We start from the raw sequence: 19,846 nt of genomic DNA on the forward strand, positions 1-19,846 counted from the left end.
GTCAGGTAAGCACCGCCGACGGTGGAAGGCTACTTCCACGATGTGAAGGGCGGGCAACGCGCAGGCGTGCGGCACGGTTTTCCGCCGGACGGGGGCCCGCGGGGGCCGACGCGCACGAAGACGCGCACGAAGGGGACGCGAACGGGAATCGCATCCCCCGCGGGTTTGTTAGCCTGGATACGGCACCGGCTCGATCCAAGCCCCCGGGCCCAACCTTAGGCGCTTCGAGCGCCCACTTGCCGCGAGGCGAGCATGGCGGGCCGGTGTCACAGCTTCACGCCGCGGGCCCCTCCCCCAGGGAGGGGCCCGCGGTGGTTTCGCTCTGCGGCCGCGGAAGCCCTTGCGTCGGACGCCGCCCGCTCAGTCGGCCCGCAGCAGATCCGGGACGCCCGCCGCGTCCGGCAGATCCGCCTCCCGCGCCAGCACGACCAGCCGCTGCGTCGCCCGCGTGAGGGCGACGTACAGCACCCGCAACCCCGCGGGGGACTCCTCCGCGATCTCCGCGGGCGAGACCACGACCGTCGCGTCGTACTCCAGCCCCTTCGCCTCCAGGCTGCCGAGGGCCACCACGCGCTCGCCGAGCCCGGCCACCCATTCCCGCGCCTGCTCCCGGCGGGCCATGGCCACGACGACGCCGACCGTCCCGTCGACCTCCTCCAGCAGCCGCGCGGCAGCGCCCCGCACCCGCGCGGCCAGATCCTCGGAGGCGTCCGCGACCTCGTACCGCGGCAGCGCCCCGGTCGAGCGGACCGCCCGCGGCGGCTCGCTGCCGGGCATCGCCAGCGCCAGCACCGTGGCCGCGACCTCCGCGATCTCCGCCGGGTTGCGGTAGTTGACGGTGAGCGTGAACCGCCGCCGCGGCCTGCTGCCGAGCGCCTCGTCGCGCGCCCGGGCCGCCTCGTCCACGTCGGACCACGAACTCTGCGCGGGGTCCCCGACCACCGTCCACGTCGCGGTGCGCCCGCGCCGCCCGACCATCCGCCACTGCATCGGCGTGAGGTCCTGGGCCTCGTCCACGATCACGTGCGCGTACTCCGTGCGCTCCTGCGCCAGCCGCTCGGCCCGCTCGCGCCGGCTCTCCTCGCGGGCCTGCGGCATCAGCTCCTCCAGGCCGGTGAGCTGGTCCAGCGGGTCCAGCTCGCGCGGCCTGCGCTCGCGCGGCGGCGCGCCCAGCAGCGTGGCCAGCTCGTCCAGCAGCGCCACGTCGTGCACGGAGAAGCCGTCGCGGCGCAGCGAGCGCGCCACCCGGCGCACCTCCGGCGGGGTCAGCACCCGCCGGGCCCAGCGCGACAGCCGCCGCTCGTCGGCGAGCGCGGCCAGCACCGCGGCCGGCTCCAGCACCGGCCACCAGGCGTCGAGGAAGCCGGTGAAGTCCGGCTCGGAGCTGATGTCCTCGTCGAAGCCCTGTCGCTCCTCCGCGGCCAGCTCCGCGTCGTCGAAGCGGCGGCCGGTCCTGCGCCACAGCGCGTCGAGCAGCAGCCTGCGGGCACGCGGGCGCAGCAGGTTGATGGGCGCGGTGCCGCCGAGCGCCTGCTGCCTGACCCGGGCCAGCTCCTGCGCGTCCAGCTCCAGCCGGCGGCCGAAGGCCACCACGCGCAGCGAGGCGGGGACGTCCTCCGCGCGGTCCAGGCAGCCGCGCGCGGCGTTGCGCAGCACCTTCTGCATCCGCAGCGAGCCCTTGACCCGGGCGACGGCCGGCTCGTCGTACAGCTCCGCGCTCACGCCGTCCACCAGCGAGCCGACCGCGCGGATCGCGACCTGGCCCTCCTCCCCCAGCGACGGCAGCACGCCCTCGGTGTACGCGACCAGCAGCGGCGTCGGGCTGACGCACAGGATGCCGCCGGAGTAGCGCCGCCGGTCCTGGTAGAGCAGGTACGCCGCGCGGTGCAGCGCCACGGCGGTCTTGCCGGTGCCGGGGCCGCCGGTGACCTCGGTGACCGACGCGGCCGGCGCGCGGATCACCAGGTCCTGCTCGGCCTGGATGCTGGAGACGATGTCGCGCATGGAGTGGGTGCGGGCCTGGCCGAGCGCGGCCATCAGCGCGCCGTCGCCGACCACCGGCAGCCCGGTGGTCAGCTCGGGCCTGAGCAGGTCGTCCTCGACGCCGAGCACCCGGCGGCCCTTGGACCGGATCACCCGGCGGCGCACCACCCGGCCGGGCGCGACCGGCGTCGAGCGGTAGAACGGCGCGGCGGCGGGCGCCCGCCAGTCGATCACCAGCGGCGCGTAGTCGCTGTCCAGCACGCCGATCCGGCCGATGTGCAGCGTCTCGGCGACGTCCGCGGTGGCGTCCGGGCGGACCGCGTCGTCGGCGGGCTCGACGGAGGTGTACGCGCCGTCCGCGCCCTTCTGGCCGTCCTTGCCGCGCAGCAGGTCGATCCGGCCGAACAGGAAGTCCTCGAACTCGCTGTTCAGCCGGTTGAGGTGGACGCCGGCGCGGAAGACCTGCGCGTCGCGTTCGGCCAGTGCGCCGGGCGTGCCGACCTGGCCGCGCTTGGCGGCGTCGTCCATCAGGAACTCCGCCTCGTGGATCTTCTCCTCCAGGCGGCGGTACACCCGGTCCAGGTGCGCCTGCTCGGCGGCGATCTCCTGTTCCCGGACACCCGGTGCTGTGGTCTGCGCGGCCACGCAGGACCCCCTTCGGCGTGTGTGCTCGTCCCTGGCACGACCGCGTCAGGGACAGCCGTCCACCCTACGCTGCCCGACGCTCGGCGCTGTGCCCCAACGCCCACGTCAACTCAACGCCGAGCGTTTTTCTTGGGCACCCCCTCCTACCCCGGCTCAGCGCTGGACGCTGAGTTCAGGGGCGCGCCCCCGTACGCCGGCCCGGCGCCGGACCTGTTTTTCAGGGGCGCGGGGAACTGCGCGACCAGCCCTCGCGGCGCGCAACGTCGCCACCGCCCCAAAGGGGCTGTTCGGTGCGATCCGGACCACCGGCCCGGTGGGTGGTTGCTGGGGGTACCTCCCGGACGGAGTCTGGGGGAGCCGTTCCCCGCGCCCCTAATGGCTCGCGCCCAGCGTCTTCGCGTGCGCGACGTCGAGCGCCGTGCGGACGAACGACGCCAGCGCGAGCGACCCCGTGCGCTCGGGCCACGCGAGCAGCACGGACGCGGCCGGGGCGTCGAGCACGGGCACGTACGCCACCCCCGGCTGCGGATGCCGCCGCACCGTCTCCGGCAGCACCGCGACCACCTGCCCGAGCGCGACCAACTGCATCAGCTGCGCGGAGTCGCGCACCTCGGGCCCCTCGGCGTCCGGCCGGAGCGACCCGGGCCACCGGGGAAGGTCTCGCCGTCGAGATCGGAGAGCACCAGCGCCGCCCGGTCCGCCAGCCGGTGCCCCCGCGCCAGCGCCACGACCTGGTCGAGCCGCAGCAGCTCCTCCGTGTCGAACCCGCTCAGATCGTCGTGCGGCGCGTGCAGGAACGCCACGTCCGCGCGCCCGTCGCGCAGCATGCCCGCCTGCTCGCCGATCCCGCACACGACGAAGTCGACCTCCACCGCGTCGGGGTCGGCGCGGTACACCGGCAGGATGCGCTCCAGCAGGCCGCCGTCCCCGCCCGCCTTCATCACCACCGTCAGCCGCCGCTCCTCCTGCCCGGCCCGCCGCGCCCGCCGTACCGCCGCGGCGACCGCGTCCAGCGCCTTGCCGCTCTCGGCGAGGAAGACCGCGCCGGCCGGGGTGAGCCGCACCGCCCTGCTGGTGCGCTCCAGCAGGCGCACGCCGAGCCGCCGCTCGACCCGCTGCACGGCGCGCGAGAGCGCCGGCTGGGCCACGCCGAGCCGCTCGGCCGCCCGGCCGAAGTGCAGCTCCTGGGCCACGGCCACGAAGTACGCCAGCTCGCGCGTCTCCAGCAGGCCCCCGGCCGCGCTTCCGGCCGCGCTTCCGGACATGCCCGCGCCGGCGCCCGCATCCACGTCCCCGGCCGTTCCGGACCCCGCTGCCGTCCCGGGCCCCGCCGCCCCGGACCCCGCCGTCCCGACGACCCTCGCCGCCTCCGCTGCCCCCGGCCTTCCCGCCACATCCATGCTTCCAGCGTATCGATCCAGGCCGAGCCGGTCTTGGCCCGCGGGGGCGCCGCGGTGGTGTGCTGGAGACATGAACGCATCCACCACCACGATCACCCTGGTCACCGGCGCCAACAAGGGCATCGGCCGCGAGATCGCCGGACAGCTCGCCGCCCTCGGCCACACCGTCGTCGTGGCCGCGCGCAGCGCCGAGCGCGGCGAGCAGGCCGCGCGGGAGCTGCGCGAGGCCGGCGGCGACGCCACCTCCGTCGTGCTCGACGTGACCGACGCCGCCTCCGTCGCCGCGGCCGCCGACACCGTCGAGAAGCGCTACGGCCGGCTCGACGTCCTGGTCAACAACGCCGGCATCAGCCGCCCGAACGGCGGCGGCCTGGTGGACCAGCAGCCCGGCACGGTCGACGTCGACACCATCCGTACGATCTTCGAGACCAACGTCTTCGGCGTCATCGCGGTCACCGAGGCCATGCTGCCGCTGCTGCGCCGCTCCGACGCGCCGCGCGTCGTCAACGTCTCCAGCTCCGCGGGCTCGCTCGCCGGCATGGCCGACATGGACGCCGGCAGCGAGCGGCCGATCGCGGTCGGCTACGCCCCCTCGAAGACGACGGAGACCGCCGTCACCCTCCAGTACGCCCGCGCGCTCAAGCCCGAGAACATCCTCGTCAACGCGGTCTGCCCCGGCTTCGTCGCCACCGACCTGAACAACTTCGCCGGCCACCGCACGCCCGCCCAGGGCGCCGTCGCGGCGGTGCGGATGGCGACCGTCGGCCCGGACGGCCCCACCGGCACCTTCACCGACGAGGACGGCCCGGCGCCCTGGTGAGCCGTCGCCCCTGGTGAGCCGCCGCCCCTGGTGAGCCGCCGCCGGTGAGCCCGCGCCCTGGTGAGCCGCCGCCGCGGGCCGCCCGAACCTGACGGAGCCGCCGCGACCCGGCCGCGACCTGACGGAGAAGCGCGGCCCGGCGCGGCGGTCGGCCCGCCCGCGGGTACGCAGCTCACACCGCCGCCGCGCCGCGGGTGAGTCCGTGGTTGCCGCCGCGTCACGCCGCGGGCCATCGGGCCGAAACCCGCGGTTCCTATGGTCGGCGGCAACTTCGACGCAGGGAGTGGCGATGAGCGGCACGACGGCAGCGGGCGGGGAGCGCGGGGACCGGCCCCGTACCACCGGAGGACCGGCGGAGGGCGCGAGGGCCCGCATGACGCTCAGGGGCCGGTGGATCGAGCACTGGGACCCCGAGGACACGACGTTCTGGACCGAGGGCGGCGGGCGCGGGACCGCCGCGCGCAACCTCGCCTTCTCCGTGCTGTCCGAGCACATCGGCTTCTCGGTGTGGAGCCTGTGGTCGGTCATGGTGCTCTTCATGGGTTCCGGCTACGGAGTCGACCCGGCCGGCAAGTTCTTCCTGGTGGCCGTTCCCACGCTGGTCGGCGGCGTGCTGCGGGTGCCCTACACGTTCGCCGTGGCGATCTTCGGCGGCCGCAACTGGACCGTGGTCAGCGCCCTGTTGCTGCTGGTGCCGACGGTCACCGCGGCGTTCGTGATGAAGCCCGGCGTCTCGTACACCACGCTCATGGTCGTCGCGGCGCTCACCGGCGTCGGCGGCGGCAACTTCGCGTCGTCGATGACGAACATCAACTCCTTCTACCCGCTGCGGGAGAAGGGCTGGGCGCTCGGCCTCAACGCGGGCGGCGGCAACATCGGCGTGGCCGCGATCCAGCTGGTCGGCCTCGCGGTGATCGCCGGCGCCGGGCCGGCCACCCGCGGGTGGTGCTGGCGATCTACATCCCGCTGATCGTGGTCGCGGCGCTGCTGTCCGCGCTGTTCATGGACAACCTCGCGGCGGTCCGCAACGACACCGGCGCCGCGGTCGCCGCCGCCAAGGAGCCGCACACCTGGATCATGTCGCTGCTGTACGTCGGCACGTTCGGCTCGTTCATCGGCTACAGCTTCGCCTTCGGGCTGGTGCTGCAGAACCAGTTCGGGCGCACCCCGCTGCACGCGGCGTACCTGACGTTCATCGGGCCGCTGCTCGGCTCGCTGGTGCGGCCGGTCGGCGGGCGGCTCGCGGACCGGTTCGGCGGCGCGCGGATCTCGCTGGGCACGTTCCTGGCGATGGCGGCGGCCACCGGCGTGGTCGTCACGGCCTCGGCGCAGAAGTCCCTCGGGCTGTTCCTGACCGGCTTCATCGCGCTGTTCGTGCTCACCGGGGTCGGCAACGGGTCGACGTACAAGATGATCCCCGGCATCTTCCACCGGCGGGCGCTGGCCGAGGGGCTGACCGGCGAGGCCGCGGTGGCGTGGGGGCGGCGGCTGTCGGGCGCGTCGATGGGGCTGATCGGCGCGGTGGGCGCGCTGGGCGGCGTCGGCATCAACCTGGCCTTCCGCGAGTCGTTCCTGAGCCGGGGCACGGGGACGCCGGCGTTCGTGGCGTTCCTGGCGTATTACGCGGTGTGTTTCGCGGTCACCTGGGCCGTATACCTGCGCGGGGCGGTCGTCCAGGGCGGTGCCGCGGCCTCGCGCGAGGCCGCGGGCGCGGGGCGGCCGGGCGATCCGGCGGCGGCGTCCGCCTACGCTGAGGTGTGAGCGCGGGGGGCGGGCGCGGGGGCGCGCGCCCCAGGACCCGGGTCCGGGGACGCGTCCGTAACGCCCGGGAAACGCGGGCGAACCGGGGGCGTCACCCGGCGTTGGGACGATGCGGGTGCCCGGGGGGCAACCCGGCTCCCGGGCGACTCACGCGACGCAGGGAGCGCGGGCGGCGCGGGGAAGCGGCGCGGCGCGGGAACGCGGCGCGACGCGGCGGGCGCAACGCGGCGCGGGAACGCGCGCAACGCGGGAATGCGGCGCAACGCGGCAACGCGGCGGGCGGGACGTGCAAGGCAAGGGGAACGCAGCCAGGTGGGACGTGGCCAGATGGAGCCGAACAGCAGTGGGGCCCGCGCGCGGGGTGCTCAGGAGCCGGGCGCGGTGCCGCCGCTGGCCGGGTTCACGGTGGGCGTGACCGCGGCGCGGCGGGCGGACGAGTTGGCGGCGCTGCTGGAGCGGCGCGGCGCGGCGGTGCTGCGGGCGCCGGTGCTGCGGATCGTGCCGCTGTCGGACGACGCGGAGCTGCTCGCCGTGACCAAGCGGCTGATCGACCGGCCGCCGGACGTGGTGGTCGCGACGACCGCGATCGGCTTCCGCGGCTGGGTCGAGGCGGCCGACGGCTGGGGGCTCGGCGAGGTGCTGCTGTCCCGGCTGACCGGCGTGGAACTGCTGGCCCGCGGCCCGAAGGTGCGCGGCGCGGTGCGCGCGGCCGGGCTGACCGAGACGTGGTCGCCGGCCTCGGAGTCGATGGCCGAGGTGCTGGAGCGCCTGCTGGAGGAGGGCGTCGAGGGCCGCTGCGTGGCGGTGCAGCTGCACGGTGAGCCGCTGCCGGGCTTCAGCGAGGCGCTGCGCGAGGCGGGCGCGACGGTGGTGGGCGTGCCGGTCTACCGGTGGATGCCGCCGGACGACCTGGCGCCGGTGGACCGGCTGCTGGAGGCGGTGTTCTCGCGGTCGCTGGACGCGGTGAGCTTCACCTCGGCGCCGGCCGCGGCGTCGCTGCTGGAGCGGGCCGAGCGGCTCGGCCGGATCGGCGAACTCCTGGACGCCTTCCGCTCCGACGTGCTCGCGGCGTGCGTCGGGCCGGTGACGGCGCTGCCGTTGCAGTCGCGGGACGTGCCCACGCGGGAGCCCGAGCGCTTCCGCCTGGGTCCGCTCGTGCAGCTCATCGCCAACGAACTCCCGGGCCGGGTGCGCCCGTTGCCCGTTGCCGGGCACCGCGTGGAGATCCGCGGCCACGCCGCGGTGGTGGACGGCGTGCTGCGTCCGGTCCCCCCGGCCTGGCATGTCCCTGCTGCGCGCGCTGGCCCGCCGCCCCGGCTGGGTGGTCCCCCGCGCCGACCTGCTGCGCGCGCTGCCCGGCGCGGGCCGCGACGAGCACGCCGTCGAGACGGCGATGGCCCGCCTCCGCACCGCCCTGGGCGCCCCCCGCCTCATCCAGACCGTCGTCAAACGCGGCTACCGCCTGGCCCTGGACCCCCACGCCGACCACAAATACGCCACCCCGGGCACGTAGCGGAGGACTCTCGCGCCTCCGCTCACCCGCGCGCCGCTACACGAATTCAGGACATCGAAATCGATCGAATTTCAGAGCAGGCCTAGGACCTCGCCGCTCCACCCCAGAGCCTGCGGAGAATGCCAGTTTGCACGCCCGCCACCAATGGCGAGATCGCGACCTTCGGAAATTGCATCGCGATACGAATCACCGAGAGAAATAACTCGCCGAATCAGAGACCTGGCTTCCCCATGGAATCCTCGGCTAACCAGGAACTCCAGCAGGTCTTGCCCAAAGCCGGTTGGGCGGAGGAGCGCGTCTGGCACCGCATCAGCCAAATTCTCAGGGTCCTCAGAAGAGCTGAACCATGGCAATGCAACCTCTCGTGCGTGTTCACACAGCCTATCGACGACTGCAATCCTGTCGGAAGGCAGGGTGACGATCGCCTTGGCCTCCCGCGAGATGTCAAGGAAGCTGGTGGCGCAAACAATACCCTCTACAGATTCAGGACGCTCAACCGTGAGGCCAGGATTGGACTTCCTCCATGCTTTGAGTCCTTCATCGAAGACTTCCAGGCCCACGATACTGAACTCGATCAACTTTCCCGCCTTGTTCCAGCGGCTGCCTTCGAGGCGCATGCACTCAAGTCGCCCGTCAAGGCGACGCTCCAAGCTAGTTCGTCCCTTGAGCCAACGAAAGCCGTCCCGCTCCAACCGATACGCCATCCACTCTCCGGCAGCCAGAAGGACTTCCTTGGGGCCTTCGAGTTCGATCAACCGTTCAGCCAGGTGTGTCGCCGAACGCCCTTGCTCATTGGTAGCCATGATCCTCATTATGCCGCATCCATCGAAGCTTGCGCAGTGGAGCTTTCCCCGCCTGGCGGTAGATGAGTAACCAAAAAATGGGCCCGGAGCGCCAAAGCACTCCGAGCCCATTTCTTATCACGGATTACATACGCCACATCGCCAATGGTCGATCTCCAGGGGCATCGTCACCGTACTGCCCTTTTTCAGCCCATACTGTTCAAGCTTGCTCGTATTGAGAATTGCCCCACGGCTCGTTAGCTCTGGGTATCCGACGGCTTGATGATCTGTCACCGTCGCTCCACCCACCTTGGATTCAACAGCAACCCAGTTGCCGTTCGGATTTCGCGCGACGAAGTCTGCAATGAAGACATCGCCATTGCCGTTGATGAATCGCACCTGTGGGGTGATGTCCGTGTATCCACCCTTCTGGAGTCGATCAAGCGACGCCGCTTCGCCGATCGCGCCGTGCGGAACCCCATCTATAGGGCATTCTCCGACGTTGTGCACCAGTACCGGCGTATTTCCAGCAAGCACATAGTACGTGTGGAGCTGGTCCACCGTGAGGTTCCACATCTCCGCGGTGCCGGGGCGGAGGCGGACCGCCATGACGCGGACGTGCTGGTCGGCGGCGGTCTCCAGGACGTGGCCGGGCTTCAAACGGCCTGCGGGGACCCAGACGTGGAGGGTGGCGTCCCAGAAGGGGTGCTTGGAGGTGGTGTGCAGGACGCCGGCGTGGCCGGCTTCGGTCTCGACCGTCACGTCGACGAGGTCGTGGTCGTGGTTGATGTGCGTCGCCGTGACCTCGCGGGAGCCGACGTGCTTCCCTGTGTCGGGGTCCGCGGCCTCCACCTGGTCCCCGACGCGCAGATCCCCGATCTTCTTGGTCTTGCCGTCCTCCACGAGAACAGGCGTGTCGGGTCGGAAGCTGTTGCAACCGGTCCCGCCCTTCAGGGATCGGCCGTTCCCCGTCTTGAAGAGATCCCCTTCTCCGGCCACGTCGCCCGGACCGGACAGCGCGGCGGCATTCGCAGCGATCACCGCCCCGGCACCGGCCCCGTGGATGGTCGCTGGGCACCCTCCGATGTCGCTGCAGGCCATGAAGACGTCGGTCGTCAGCGTCTGGGTGACGCCGGCACGCGCACCCTCGCGGTCGTACTGGGAAGGGTCGTCGCAGTAGAAGTCCTGAAACTCGCAGTCCTTGGCGATGCGCTTGTCCAGTGCGGTCGCGAAGTCCAGCCATCCGTCCCAGTCCCTGGGCACGACGACGGTGGGGTAGACCTCCACGGTCGACGGCGGCGCGGTGTCGGCCGGGTCCTGCGATCCGTGGGGCGCGGAGTCGGAGCACCCGCCGTGGGCGCATGTGGTGTCGGCCGTTGTCGTCGCGTCGTTGACGTGGTGGTTGTCCCCGCTGCACGTGGCCGCACCCGTACCGCATTCCTCGATGCGCGTGCCGGCCGGATCGGAAAGGGTCACCGGGTTGTCGTCGGCATAGGTGTAGCCGTTGAGAGCCTGCGGATCGCTCGCGGTCAGCAGCGGATCGACGCTCAGGAAACGGCCGGTGGCCGGGTCGTACTGGCGGGCGCCGAGCTGTGTGAGACCGGTACCGGTGTCAGCGGGCGCGCCGAGGAAGGACTTGTCGTCGGGCCACGTGCCGCTGCCGCCCGCCCGGGGCGCGCCGAAAGGCGTCAGGTAGCGCTTGACCGGGTTCTGGTTCGCGGAGGTGTCGACGGCGAGACTGCTCGTCCCGTGCTGGTCGCCGGCCAGCCAGGTCAGCCCCGGCATGCCCGTCTGCGTGGTGCGGGCGGCGACCGGCTGGCCGTCGAACACGTACGTGCGCTGGCCCCATGTAACAGGCTTGCCGCTCACGCTCGTCGTGTGGATCTCCGTGGCGCCGTCGAGGTAGAGGACGGTCTCCCCGTCGACGTTGCGGCGGATGAGGAGTCTGCCCTGGGCGTCGTAGACGTAGTCGGTCGTGCTGGTGACCGCGGAGCCGGACTTCTCCTTCAGCTGGGACAGGTTCCCTTCCACGTCCCAGGCCAGATCCTGGGTGCCGCCGCCGTGCGGCCGCGTCGTGGTGTCGCCCGCACCGTCGTACGTGTACGCCGCAGGTACGCCGTCGCAGGTGGCCGAGGCGGTGAGGACGGCGGTCAGCGCGTGCGGCCGCGCCGGGTCGTAGCAGTAGGTGCTCAGGACGTCGCCCGACGCGGTGTGGTCGGTCTGCGTGGAGCGCAGCCCTCCTGCGGTGTAGGCGTACGAGGTCCAGTACGGGCTCGCGCCCCCGAGCCCGCCGGTGGACGGCTGCGCGGCGGAGCAGTCGGGGTCGGTCGGGGTCCAGGCCTGTGCCAGACGCTGGTGGCCGTCATACGAGAAGCACTGGTTGTCCGCGGCGCCGGTGCCGCCCAGGGTGGCCTCGTCCTCGACGGAGGTGACGTCGCCCGCGTCGTCGTAGGTGTAGCCGAGGCTCTGCAGGTCGTACGGGTGCGTCTGGTCGGTGACCCGGGACTGCGTGAGCCGGTCGGTGCCCTCCTCGTAGGTGTTGCTGACGAAGAGGTGCTTGACGGTGAGGGCGTTCGACACGCCCAGGGTGAGCTGGTCGACCTGCCCCAGCGCCGAATAGGAGGTGGCGAGGACGTATCCGCCGGAACCACTGGACAGGGCGGTGGGCAGCCCGACGGCATCGTAGGCAGGCGTGAGGCTCTCGTCGGGAAGCCCGGCTGCGGCCGGCTCCTCCGAGTAGGAGGGCGTTCCGTCGGGGTTGTAGCCGGTGTGGAAGGTATAGGTGGTGGCGGTGGCGCCGGACGTGACGAGCGGATCGGTCTTGTCGAGCGTGAGGGTCGTCGTGGTCGGACGGTGCCGTGCGTCGTAGACGGAGACGGCGGTGGTGTAGGCCCTGCCGCCGGTGGTGTTGCCCCCCACGTAGCGGGTGGACGACGTCAACTGCCCCTTGGCCACGCTGTCGTACACATAGCCGGTCAGCTGGTTCTGCGGCGTCTGCTGGGCCGGTATCCCGGCGCTGTCGGTAGCGGCCGACGCGTCGTAGGTGCCGGTGGGCCGGCCCAGTTTGTCGTACGCGGTGGCGACGACCGAACCGTCGGCGTCCTTGGTCCACACGGCCCGGTCGAGAGTGTCGTATCCGGTGGTCGTGGTCCCCGAATCCGGGTCGGTGCTGCTCGTTTGCCGCCCGTAGACGTCGTAGGCGTACGTCCAGCGGGTGCTGTCCGGGCCGGTGATCGTGGCCTGTTTGCCGTCGCGGGTGTAGCTGAACTTCGTCGAGGTGTAGGCCGCTCCGGCGCCGGCGCCGTACTGCGCGTCGGCCGGTGACGTGCTCGCGTACTGGCGCTGCTCGACGGTGCGTCCCAGCACGTCCGTGATGGTCCGCACGGCCGAGCCGCCCTGCAGGGCCGAACTCGCGACGCTGTCCCCCGTGTAGCTGGACGTGGTCGTCCACTTCAGGTCGCCGAAGACCGAGAACGTGCTGGTGGTCGGCCGTCCGACCCCGTCGTACGCGGTCTGCGTGTACTTCGGTACCTGTCCCGGGTCCGTGGTCTGGAAGGTGCCGTCGGGGGCGCTGGTGTCGTCGAACACGTCCTGTGAGGTACGGAACGGCAGCCCGCGGGAGTCGTACTCGGTCCTGGTCAGCAGCCGGCCGCCCAGCGGCGTGGGCGACTGGGTCTGGATCGGCCTGAGCAGGGCGTCGTACAGGGAGTAGCTCGTGGTGTAGCCGCCGTCGTTGTCGTGGACGGCGCCGGTCGACGTCCACGACGGGAGGGTGTTGCTGACGCCGTAGGCGTAGACGTAGCTGGCGGTCTGCTGTCCTGCGTGGCTGCGGTCCGGCAGCCAGGTGGCGGTGACCCGGCCGAGGGCGTCGTACGTGTTCTCGGTGATCTTCAGGTCGACGTCGTAGGACTTCAGGAGGCTGCCGCGCCCCGGGTCCAAATAGGTGTAACTGTTCTGGTTCGCCGCGTTGGTGACCGCGGTCTTGGTCAGCGGCCCTACGCCGGCAGGTGTGTAGACCGTGGTCGTGGACGCGCCCGCCGCGTCGGTGACGACTCTGGGGCGGCCCAGCTTGACGGTGTCCGTCGCGATGTCGGTGTCGTACTGGACCGTGGCAACGGTCTGCCAGGCGGTGGGGTTGCGCTCGCCGCCGGTGGCCGTCGCCGGATAGGACGCGGCCCGTCCCGTCCAGTTGGCCTGGCCCTTCGTGGGCGTCTGGCCGGCGCTCCACGCCGTGGCCGAGGTGTTGTCGTAGACCGTGGCGGTGTCGGACAGGACGTCCCCGCGGTTCGCGGTCCCGGTCGGCAGGTCGAGGTCGTTCTCGGCGGTGGAGCAGTCCCGGCCGGTGACCCGGGTGCGGGAGACCAGGGCGGTGATCCCGACGTCAGCGGCCGTGTTGCGGGCGTACCAGGTACGGGTGCAGGTCTCGTCCCCGCTGACGCCCAGTTGGCCGGAGTCGTCCACCTCGGTGGCCATTCCGTAGTCGTCGTACGTCGTCCCGACACTGCGGGTGCGCCACGAGGAGGTGGCGGTGAGATAGGTCGACGTCCGGGTCCTCGCCGTGCGGACGTAAGTCGCCGCGACGTCGGCGTAGGACTTGTGCTGCGTCGCCGTGTTCCGCGACCAGGGGTCGTTGACCACGACCGAGACGGCCGTGGGCCCGTCGTAGGTGATCTTCTCGCGCAGGAAGCTCGCGTAGGGGTCGCTGTCCGTCTGGTCGGCGACGTCCAGCCCGGGGAGGTCGACGCCCGCGACGGTCGCCGAGCGCGGTGTGGAGGTGCCCTTCTGCTTGTCCCCGTTCATGCCCTGCAGGTAGACGGACGTCGTCTTCGACGTCGTGGCCGCGTTGCCGCTGGTGACGGTGACCGTTCCGTAGCCGCGCCACCGTGACCAGGTCCGCTCGTCGGCCGGCGTGAAGGGGTCGTCGTCGTAGTGCCAGGCCGGGTCGCCGTAGGTGTAGCTGCTGATCAGATCGAGGTTTCCGGCCGTGGTGTCGGAGACCGTGACGCTCTTGACGCTGTACTTGTTGAACCAGTCGAGTCCGGCCGTCTCGGCGCCGTTGATGTGCCAGTACTGGGGGAAGCAGCTCTTGGTGTCCTGGTCCTCCGAGGCGGGCATCGTGCCGCCGCGGTGGCACTCGGGCGTGGACAGGGTGACCTTGGTCCGCGCCCCGGTCTCGGTGGTGATGGTGGCGATCCGTGGGCGGTAGTACGGCAGGATGTCGTCGGCGGCGCCGTCGACGCGGTTGGGCGGGGACTGGTAGGTGAAGGTCGTGGGCGGCAGCGACAGCGTCGATGTGCCGTTCTCCCCGGTCCGGCGGATCGAGTCGAGGATCAGGATCTGGTCGCTGCTGTCGGCGAGTTCCTGTTCGTCGAGGAACTCCTGGACCAGATCCCACCTGTCCACGGGCTTGTAGGCGGCGCCGGTGGCCGACCACGCGGACGTCTCGACCCTGGTGAGCCGTTTGCGTGTGAAGAACGACGGTCCGGTCGCGTCACAGGTGGCGCCGGACGCGCAGATCGCGTCGAACGGCACATCGGGCCATCGCGCCGCGGTGTCCTTCGTCAGCGAACTGCAGTCGGTCGCCAGGCAGCGTTCGTCGTAGCCGAAGACGATTTTGTCCGAGTAGGTGCCCGAGAAGAGCGTGTCGGACCGCTGGCCGTAGTGGATCTCGGTGAGGTATCCGCCCCTGGTGTAGGCGGCGGTGGCGGTCGACGCACCGTTCTGGGCGTAGTAGTTGGTCTCCGGCGTGTACCAGTACGACATGGCGTTGCCGTGCAGGTCGACGACGTAGTCCAGGTTCCAGCGCCATGCCTGGGTGACGGCACGCCCGGAGAAGCCGGTGCCGTGGGTGTAGCCCGGCTCGTTCGGATCGTTGCCGAAGACCGGGACGGTCCATACCGAGTTGGTGCGCTGCGTGGTGGCTCCGGGCAGCTTGTTCAGACCGAAGACGTAACGGGTTCCGTCGCCGGTCGTGATGGTCCAGTACTCCCCGGCGCCGTCGATGGTCGCGTCGCCCGCGTCCCCGTTGTCCGCGCCGGTGGAGTGGACGACGGTGGAGGCGTCGTCGTCCTTCAGCCGCCACACGCCGCTGGTGTCGTCCCTGACCAGTTCCGTCGAGGCGCCGTTGAGCACCAGCGAGGCGTTGTCGAACTTCCAGCACAGGTCCTGCTTGTCCGTCGTACCGTCGTCGTCGCAGGTGGCGTAGGAGCGCTCGATGTAGGACGAGGTGAGGTCGAAGCCCTCTCCGACGACCGATCCCTGGTTGTTCGTCGACGAGGTACGCCCGTCGACGCTTCCGGAGTCGTAGGACAGCCCGAGCTTCGGTTGCGGACCCGCCGCTGCCGGGGGCGCTCCGAAGTCGTACGACCAGGTGAAGGAGCCGGAGGACGATCCGGCGGCCCACGTCGACTCCGACGACAGGGCCGTCGCGGCGTATGTGCCCGAGCCGGTGGGGGACTCGCCCGACATGTCCGCCGTCAGTGCCAGGACCACCGGGCTCGCGGCGGGCGCGGTCCCCTGCGTTCCGGCCCGGTCGGCCTTGTCGGCCGGCAGGTTGATATCGGCGGTCACCGTGCGGGAGAGCACGTCGTTGTGCGAGGGCAGCGGCGTCCGGACCCGGCAGGCAGCGAGGCGGGGGGTCGTCAGCGCGCAGGCAGGCAGCCGGACCATGCGCAGACGTCCCGCCCAGCCGCCGCCGTAGGCCGACGCGAACGCCCCGTAGCCGACGTCGACATGGCCGCTCATGCCGTTCACGGCGGTGGCGCTGAACAGCACTCCGTGCACTCCGGCGGCTTCCGCCGACGCGCTGCCGAGCGTGTCGATCCTCAACCGTCCGTCTGCGGCGGCCTGTTTCGTCGCGGCCCTGCCGGAGACGGCTACCGGCAGGCCGCCGGCGACCAATTGGTGCCGTGTGCCGTCGAGTACGCCGGTGGCCTCGCCGCGCTCCGGCCAGGCGGCTTTCTGATCGGCGACGGCCCGTTTCGCCCGCAGGGCTTTCGCCGCCTTCTGTGCCGCGACGTCCCGGGCGGCCTGGGCGCTCAAACGAGTGGACGAGTGCACGGCGCTCACCCGTTGCCCGGGGACCGCTGGTCGCCCGACTCCTGCCACAGGCACTCCGGCGTGGGCGGCCGGAGCCAGGCCCACGGGAACGGCCAACGCCAGGGACAGCGCAATTCCCGTCCCGACCTGGTGCAGGCGCGCTCTGGTACCGCTACCCACCTGTTTCCTCCATGCGAGGGTGAGGCGCGACGAGCTACGCGCCGACGATGTCTTCGATCTGGTCCCGGTCGGCGGCGGCGCCGACCCAGAAGCGCAGATCCGTGATGCGTCCGGGCAGGTAATGGTCGGAGGATCCGTTGAAGCCGTTGCCGACCGACAGATCGCCCGAGCCCAGGACGACGCTGAACGTCTTCTCCACGTCGTCGGGGTCGAGGCCGACGTACAGGCGCACCGTGCCGGATCGGGCGTTGTAGACGCCCGCGAGCGAGACAGGAGTGTCGACCGCCGCCGAGGCGTCCGAGGTCACGCCGTCGAAGGTGCCGTCGGCGAGGAGACGGCCGAAATGCCAGAACCCGACGGGCACGGTGCTGTCGGTCTCCGGATCGTCCTCGAATCCGGTCAGCTGGTACCACAGGCCCCAGGCCGACCCGTCCGCGCTGCGCTGCCCCACCGCTTGGGCGGTGTAGCCCACGGGCTTGGTGAGCAGGACGTCGGGGTCGAGCGAGACCTGCGTGCTGACGGTGAACGACCCGGTCTCGTCGATCACCGGACCTGGGGCCGAGGCGGAGCCGTCGGCTCCGTCGAGAACGATCGCGGCACCGTCGAGGCGGGCGCCGCCGGCGAGGGTCAGCACCTTCCCGTATCCCGTGGTGGTGTCCGCCAGGGTGGACGCGCCGGGAGTCGCGCCGTCGGGGTTCCAGTCGACGACGTTCTCCAGCGCGGGCAGGCCGTCGTTCTCCCTGAGAAGCTGCGTCTCGATCGCCGCTTCTTCGGAGGTCAGGGCCCGCTGCCACAGCGTGACCTCGTCGATGCGGCCGTGCCAGTAGGCCGAGTAGGTGCCCGGTGTGCCCGCGGTGAGGCGGGCCCGTCCGATCTGCAAGGCGCTGTCAGGTGTTTGCGCGGCGGCCGCGGCCGGCAGGGTCGCGGGCGGCTGCGCCTTGCCGTTGACGTACAGGGTGATCGTTCGCGTTGCCGCGTCGTAGGTGACGGCGAGGTGCGTCCAGGCTCTGAGCGTCACCGGTTGCGTGCCGTTCACTCCCGCCTGCTGCTGCGTCCCGCCGGAGTTCCACGTCCACAGGAACACCCAGTTGTGCAGGCTCGGCGAATACCGGAGGTTGAACCCGGACACGTCGCTGCCGATCTGCGAGACGACCGTCTGGAACTGCGTGTCATTGGTGAGGTAGGCCCATGCCGAGACGGTGAAGGACGACGAGGGGTTGATCACGGGGCCGCCGGTGTCGGCGTACCCCGCCTGTTGCGAGGGGTCGGCGGAGTCGTTCAGCCACAGGGAACGGTCGTCGTTCCCGCGCCGTCCCATGACCGACCAGCCGGCTCCGCCGTGTGCAGGGTGGCTCGGCGTCCGCTGTCGCCGGGACTCAGCGAGTCCGCGGCGGTCGTCGACGTCAGTGCGTCGTCGAAGTGCCAGTCGCGGACGGGGCCGGCGCCCATGGCCACGTTGAACTGGGTCGTTGCGGTGTAGCCCCAGCGTCCGCCCGCGACGCCGTCCTGAGCCCGGACCTGGAGCTGGACCGTGCCTGACAGCGGCGGGACCAGCGTGACGGTCGCGCTGGAGCCGGAGATCGGGGCCCGCCACTGGGCATCGGTGGACAGCTTGTACTGCAGGTGCGTCACGTTCACATCGGCTGCGGCGTGGGTGAAGGTGACCGAACCCGGAACGCCGGGGCCGCCCTGAGCGGGACAGGAGTTCGGCAGACACTCGGAGTACGGGCCGTCGAAGGTGATCACAGGCTCCTTGGGAGCCGTCTTGTCCACCGTGAAGTAGCACCAGCCGGCGGTCGTCACCGTGCTGGGCGAGTCGATGTGCGTGGTGCCGTTGTCGGCATAGGACCAGGTGAACGCGGCGAACCGGTAGAGGACGCCCTCCGAGAGCACGGCCGGGGACAGGTCCGCCACGGCCTGGTTCTCGATGGCGAACCCGTCATCGGGTTCGGGGCGCACGAAGTCCTCGACCGCGCTCCACGCGCCACCGGTGGACTGCTGCAACAGAAGCTCGGCGCGCAGGCTGGCGTGGTTGTCGACGGTGGTGCTCCCGGACGCGACCCGAACGGTCGCGCCCAGCAGCGGCTGGGGGTTGCCGATGACGTCCGGGTCGGACGCGTTCGTCTCGCAGCGCACACTGGTGCCGTTCTTCACCCCGGCGAGAGTCGGCTGGGTCGGGACGGGGATGTAGGTGACGCTGAGCGTGGCATCGTTCTTGAACCGCTTCCACGCGGACGCGTCGCCCTCGTCGTGCGCCCTCAGCTCCAGCGTCAGCTTGGCGAACTTGCCCGCTGCGAAGTCCTGGAGCGTCGGTGTGAGGTTCTCGTCCGGCTCGGCGGGGTTGTCGGTGAACTCGATGGGCGCCGCAGGAGAGTCCGGATCACACGAAGATCCACGGCCGGCCGAGAACAGCCGATCTCCCATCCAGTCCAATTCCTTGGGCCGACTCGACCAGGTCGTGGAGGAGGTGAAGTTGTCGGTGCGCACCAGATCGCTCGTACGGTCCTGGCACTGGAACGCCCACGGCGAAGTGATCCGAAAGGTCGCCGACAGCACGTGTTTGCCCTTCAGCGCTGCCGGGGTGAACTGGAAGTACAGCCGCTGTACGTACCCCGGGCCGCAGTAGTAGCCGTTCCAGCTTCCGCACAGCCCGTCGCCCTTGCCCTGCTGGCCGCCCGCCTGGTCGGTGTTGTCCCAGCCGTAGTCGGCGACCCCGTCGTTGCGCAGCAGTGTCCGCTCGGCGGAGGAGGGGTTCACGGCGATGGGGTCGGGATCGATGTACAGCGGGTAGGCGTCCGGATCCGTCTGGGCGAGCATGCCCGGGTCCGGCTCGATGGCCAGGCTCGTGCCGTCCACGTCGATGGGCACGGTGACGGCCGTCCCGCCCGGAGTCGGGCCGTCCTCGGTGCTCGCGCGGGAAGCGCCGGCTCCTTCTGTGGTGCTCGGCCTCGTCTGCGGTGCCGCGCCGGTGGACGCCGAGTCCCACATCCGGGCAGGAGGAGCGACGAACACCTTGCGTCCGTCGTCGTCGACCGCGGCCATCCCGCCGCCGGCGGTCGTCGCCATGTGCACGCCGGCAGTCGCCAGCCCGAACTCGATACGGCTCAGATTCGGGTCGGCAGCGGCAGCGGGGGTCTTGACGACCAGTAGCTCGCGGAAGCCGTCCACCGTCGCCCGCAGCCGGAGGTCCACGCCGGGCAGCACGTCCGCATACACGGCGGTGTCGCCCTCGGTCGTCGGAGTCGGCAGGGCGCCGGGCCACGTCAGCGACATCGACCGGTCGGCACTACCGATCGTCACCAGAGGCGCGCTGCTCCCGCCACCCGAGAACACCAGGTCCGCCATGGTCGCCGTGGGCGTCACGGTGCCGTCGGTTCGGCGGTGCAGCGTACTGTCCGGTGTCACCCAGCTTCCGGTGGCGTCCCTGACCCGGACCGGGACCGCCGAGTCGTCCAGCGTGTAGGTCATGCCGTCCGGATTCGCGTACGTCGTGGTGTACTCGGTGCGCGCTCCCACGACCTCCACCGCCTCGCCCGACGCCGCGGCGCGCTGGGAAGGCGTCTGGGTCGCTGCCGTCGCCCGTGCGGGCGGCGTGCCCTGGTCCGCGTAGGCAGTCGACGGGCCCGCGACGGCGGCGACGGCGGCCAGCAGTGCGGAAAGCGTGAATCGGAAAACGTGCAGCCAGCGCTTTTCGCGCACGCCGAACAGAGCCGCCTTGCGTACC

At 71.5% G+C, this 19,846-nt stretch carries 6 protein-coding genes and 3 pseudogenes; 3 read left to right on the forward strand and 6 right to left on the reverse strand.

Going from position 1 to position 19,846, the window contains the following annotated elements:
- Positions 1-360: 360 nt before the first annotated feature.
- Both VSR01_RS13295 and VSR01_RS13305 read right to left on the reverse strand, forming a co-directional pair.
- Positions 361-2,628, reverse strand: a complete 2,268-nt coding sequence (locus tag VSR01_RS13295) for a HelD family protein (RefSeq protein ID WP_326449438.1) — start codon at positions 2,626-2,628, stop codon at positions 361-363.
- 372 nt (positions 2,629-3,000) lie between these two features.
- Positions 3,001-3,854, reverse strand: a pseudogene (locus VSR01_RS13305) (LysR family transcriptional regulator).
- 244 nt (positions 3,855-4,098) lie between these two features.
- Between VSR01_RS13305 and VSR01_RS13310 the strand changes: the two are divergent.
- From VSR01_RS13310 to VSR01_RS13320, 3 genes and pseudogenes are all read left to right on the forward strand, one after another.
- Entirely contained in the window at positions 4,099-4,848 is a 750-nt protein-coding gene (locus VSR01_RS13310) for an SDR family NAD(P)-dependent oxidoreductase (protein WP_326449441.1), read from the forward strand.
- Between the two features lie 373 nt (positions 4,849-5,221).
- Positions 5,222-6,609 (forward strand): annotated as a pseudogene (locus VSR01_RS13315) (nitrate/nitrite transporter).
- A 327-nt stretch (positions 6,610-6,936) separates the two neighbouring features.
- Positions 6,937-8,122 (forward strand): annotated as a pseudogene (locus VSR01_RS13320) (uroporphyrinogen-III synthase).
- A gap of 71 nt (positions 8,123-8,193) precedes the next feature.
- Here VSR01_RS13320 and VSR01_RS13325 read toward each other — a convergent pair.
- The 4 genes from VSR01_RS13325 to VSR01_RS13340 form a co-directional block, all read right to left on the reverse strand.
- The gene (locus tag VSR01_RS13325; protein WP_326449442.1) at positions 8,194-8,925 is read right to left on the reverse strand and encodes a hypothetical protein; all 732 of its coding nucleotides are present in this window, start codon (positions 8,923-8,925) and stop codon (positions 8,194-8,196) included.
- A gap of 117 nt (positions 8,926-9,042) precedes the next feature.
- Complete coding sequence (locus VSR01_RS13330; protein WP_326449443.1) at positions 9,043-15,945, reverse strand: polymorphic toxin-type HINT domain-containing protein; 6,903 nt, start codon at positions 15,943-15,945, stop codon at positions 9,043-9,045.
- 211 nt (positions 15,946-16,156) lie between these two features.
- Positions 16,157-17,440, reverse strand: coding sequence for a LamG domain-containing protein (locus VSR01_RS13335; RefSeq protein WP_326449444.1), 1,284 nt, complete (start codon positions 17,438-17,440; stop codon positions 16,157-16,159).
- Positions 17,401-19,821: a hypothetical protein gene (locus VSR01_RS13340; RefSeq protein ID WP_326449445.1), complete on the reverse strand. Its 2,421-nt coding sequence runs from the start codon at positions 19,819-19,821 to the stop codon at positions 17,401-17,403. Before VSR01_RS13340 ends, VSR01_RS13335 begins: the two co-directional genes overlap by 40 nt.
- Positions 19,822-19,846: the final 25 nt, after the last annotated feature.

The organism is Actinacidiphila sp. DG2A-62, assembly GCF_035825295.1.
In the GTDB taxonomy this organism is placed as follows: Bacteria; Actinomycetota; Actinomycetes; order Streptomycetales; family Streptomycetaceae; genus Actinacidiphila.

Excerpts from the sequence above, each read along its gene's own strand:
- VSR01_RS13310 (WP_326449441.1), top strand. The coding sequence starts at position 4,099 with ATGAACGCATCCACCACCACGATCACCCTGGTCACCGGCGCCAACAAG.
- VSR01_RS13325 (WP_326449442.1), bottom strand. The coding sequence starts at position 8,925 with ATGGCTACCAATGAGCAAGGGCGTTCGGCGACACACCTGGCTGAACGG.
- VSR01_RS13335 (WP_326449444.1), bottom strand. The coding sequence starts at position 17,440 with ATGGGACGGCGCGGGAACGACGACCGTTCCCTGTGGCTGAACGACTCC.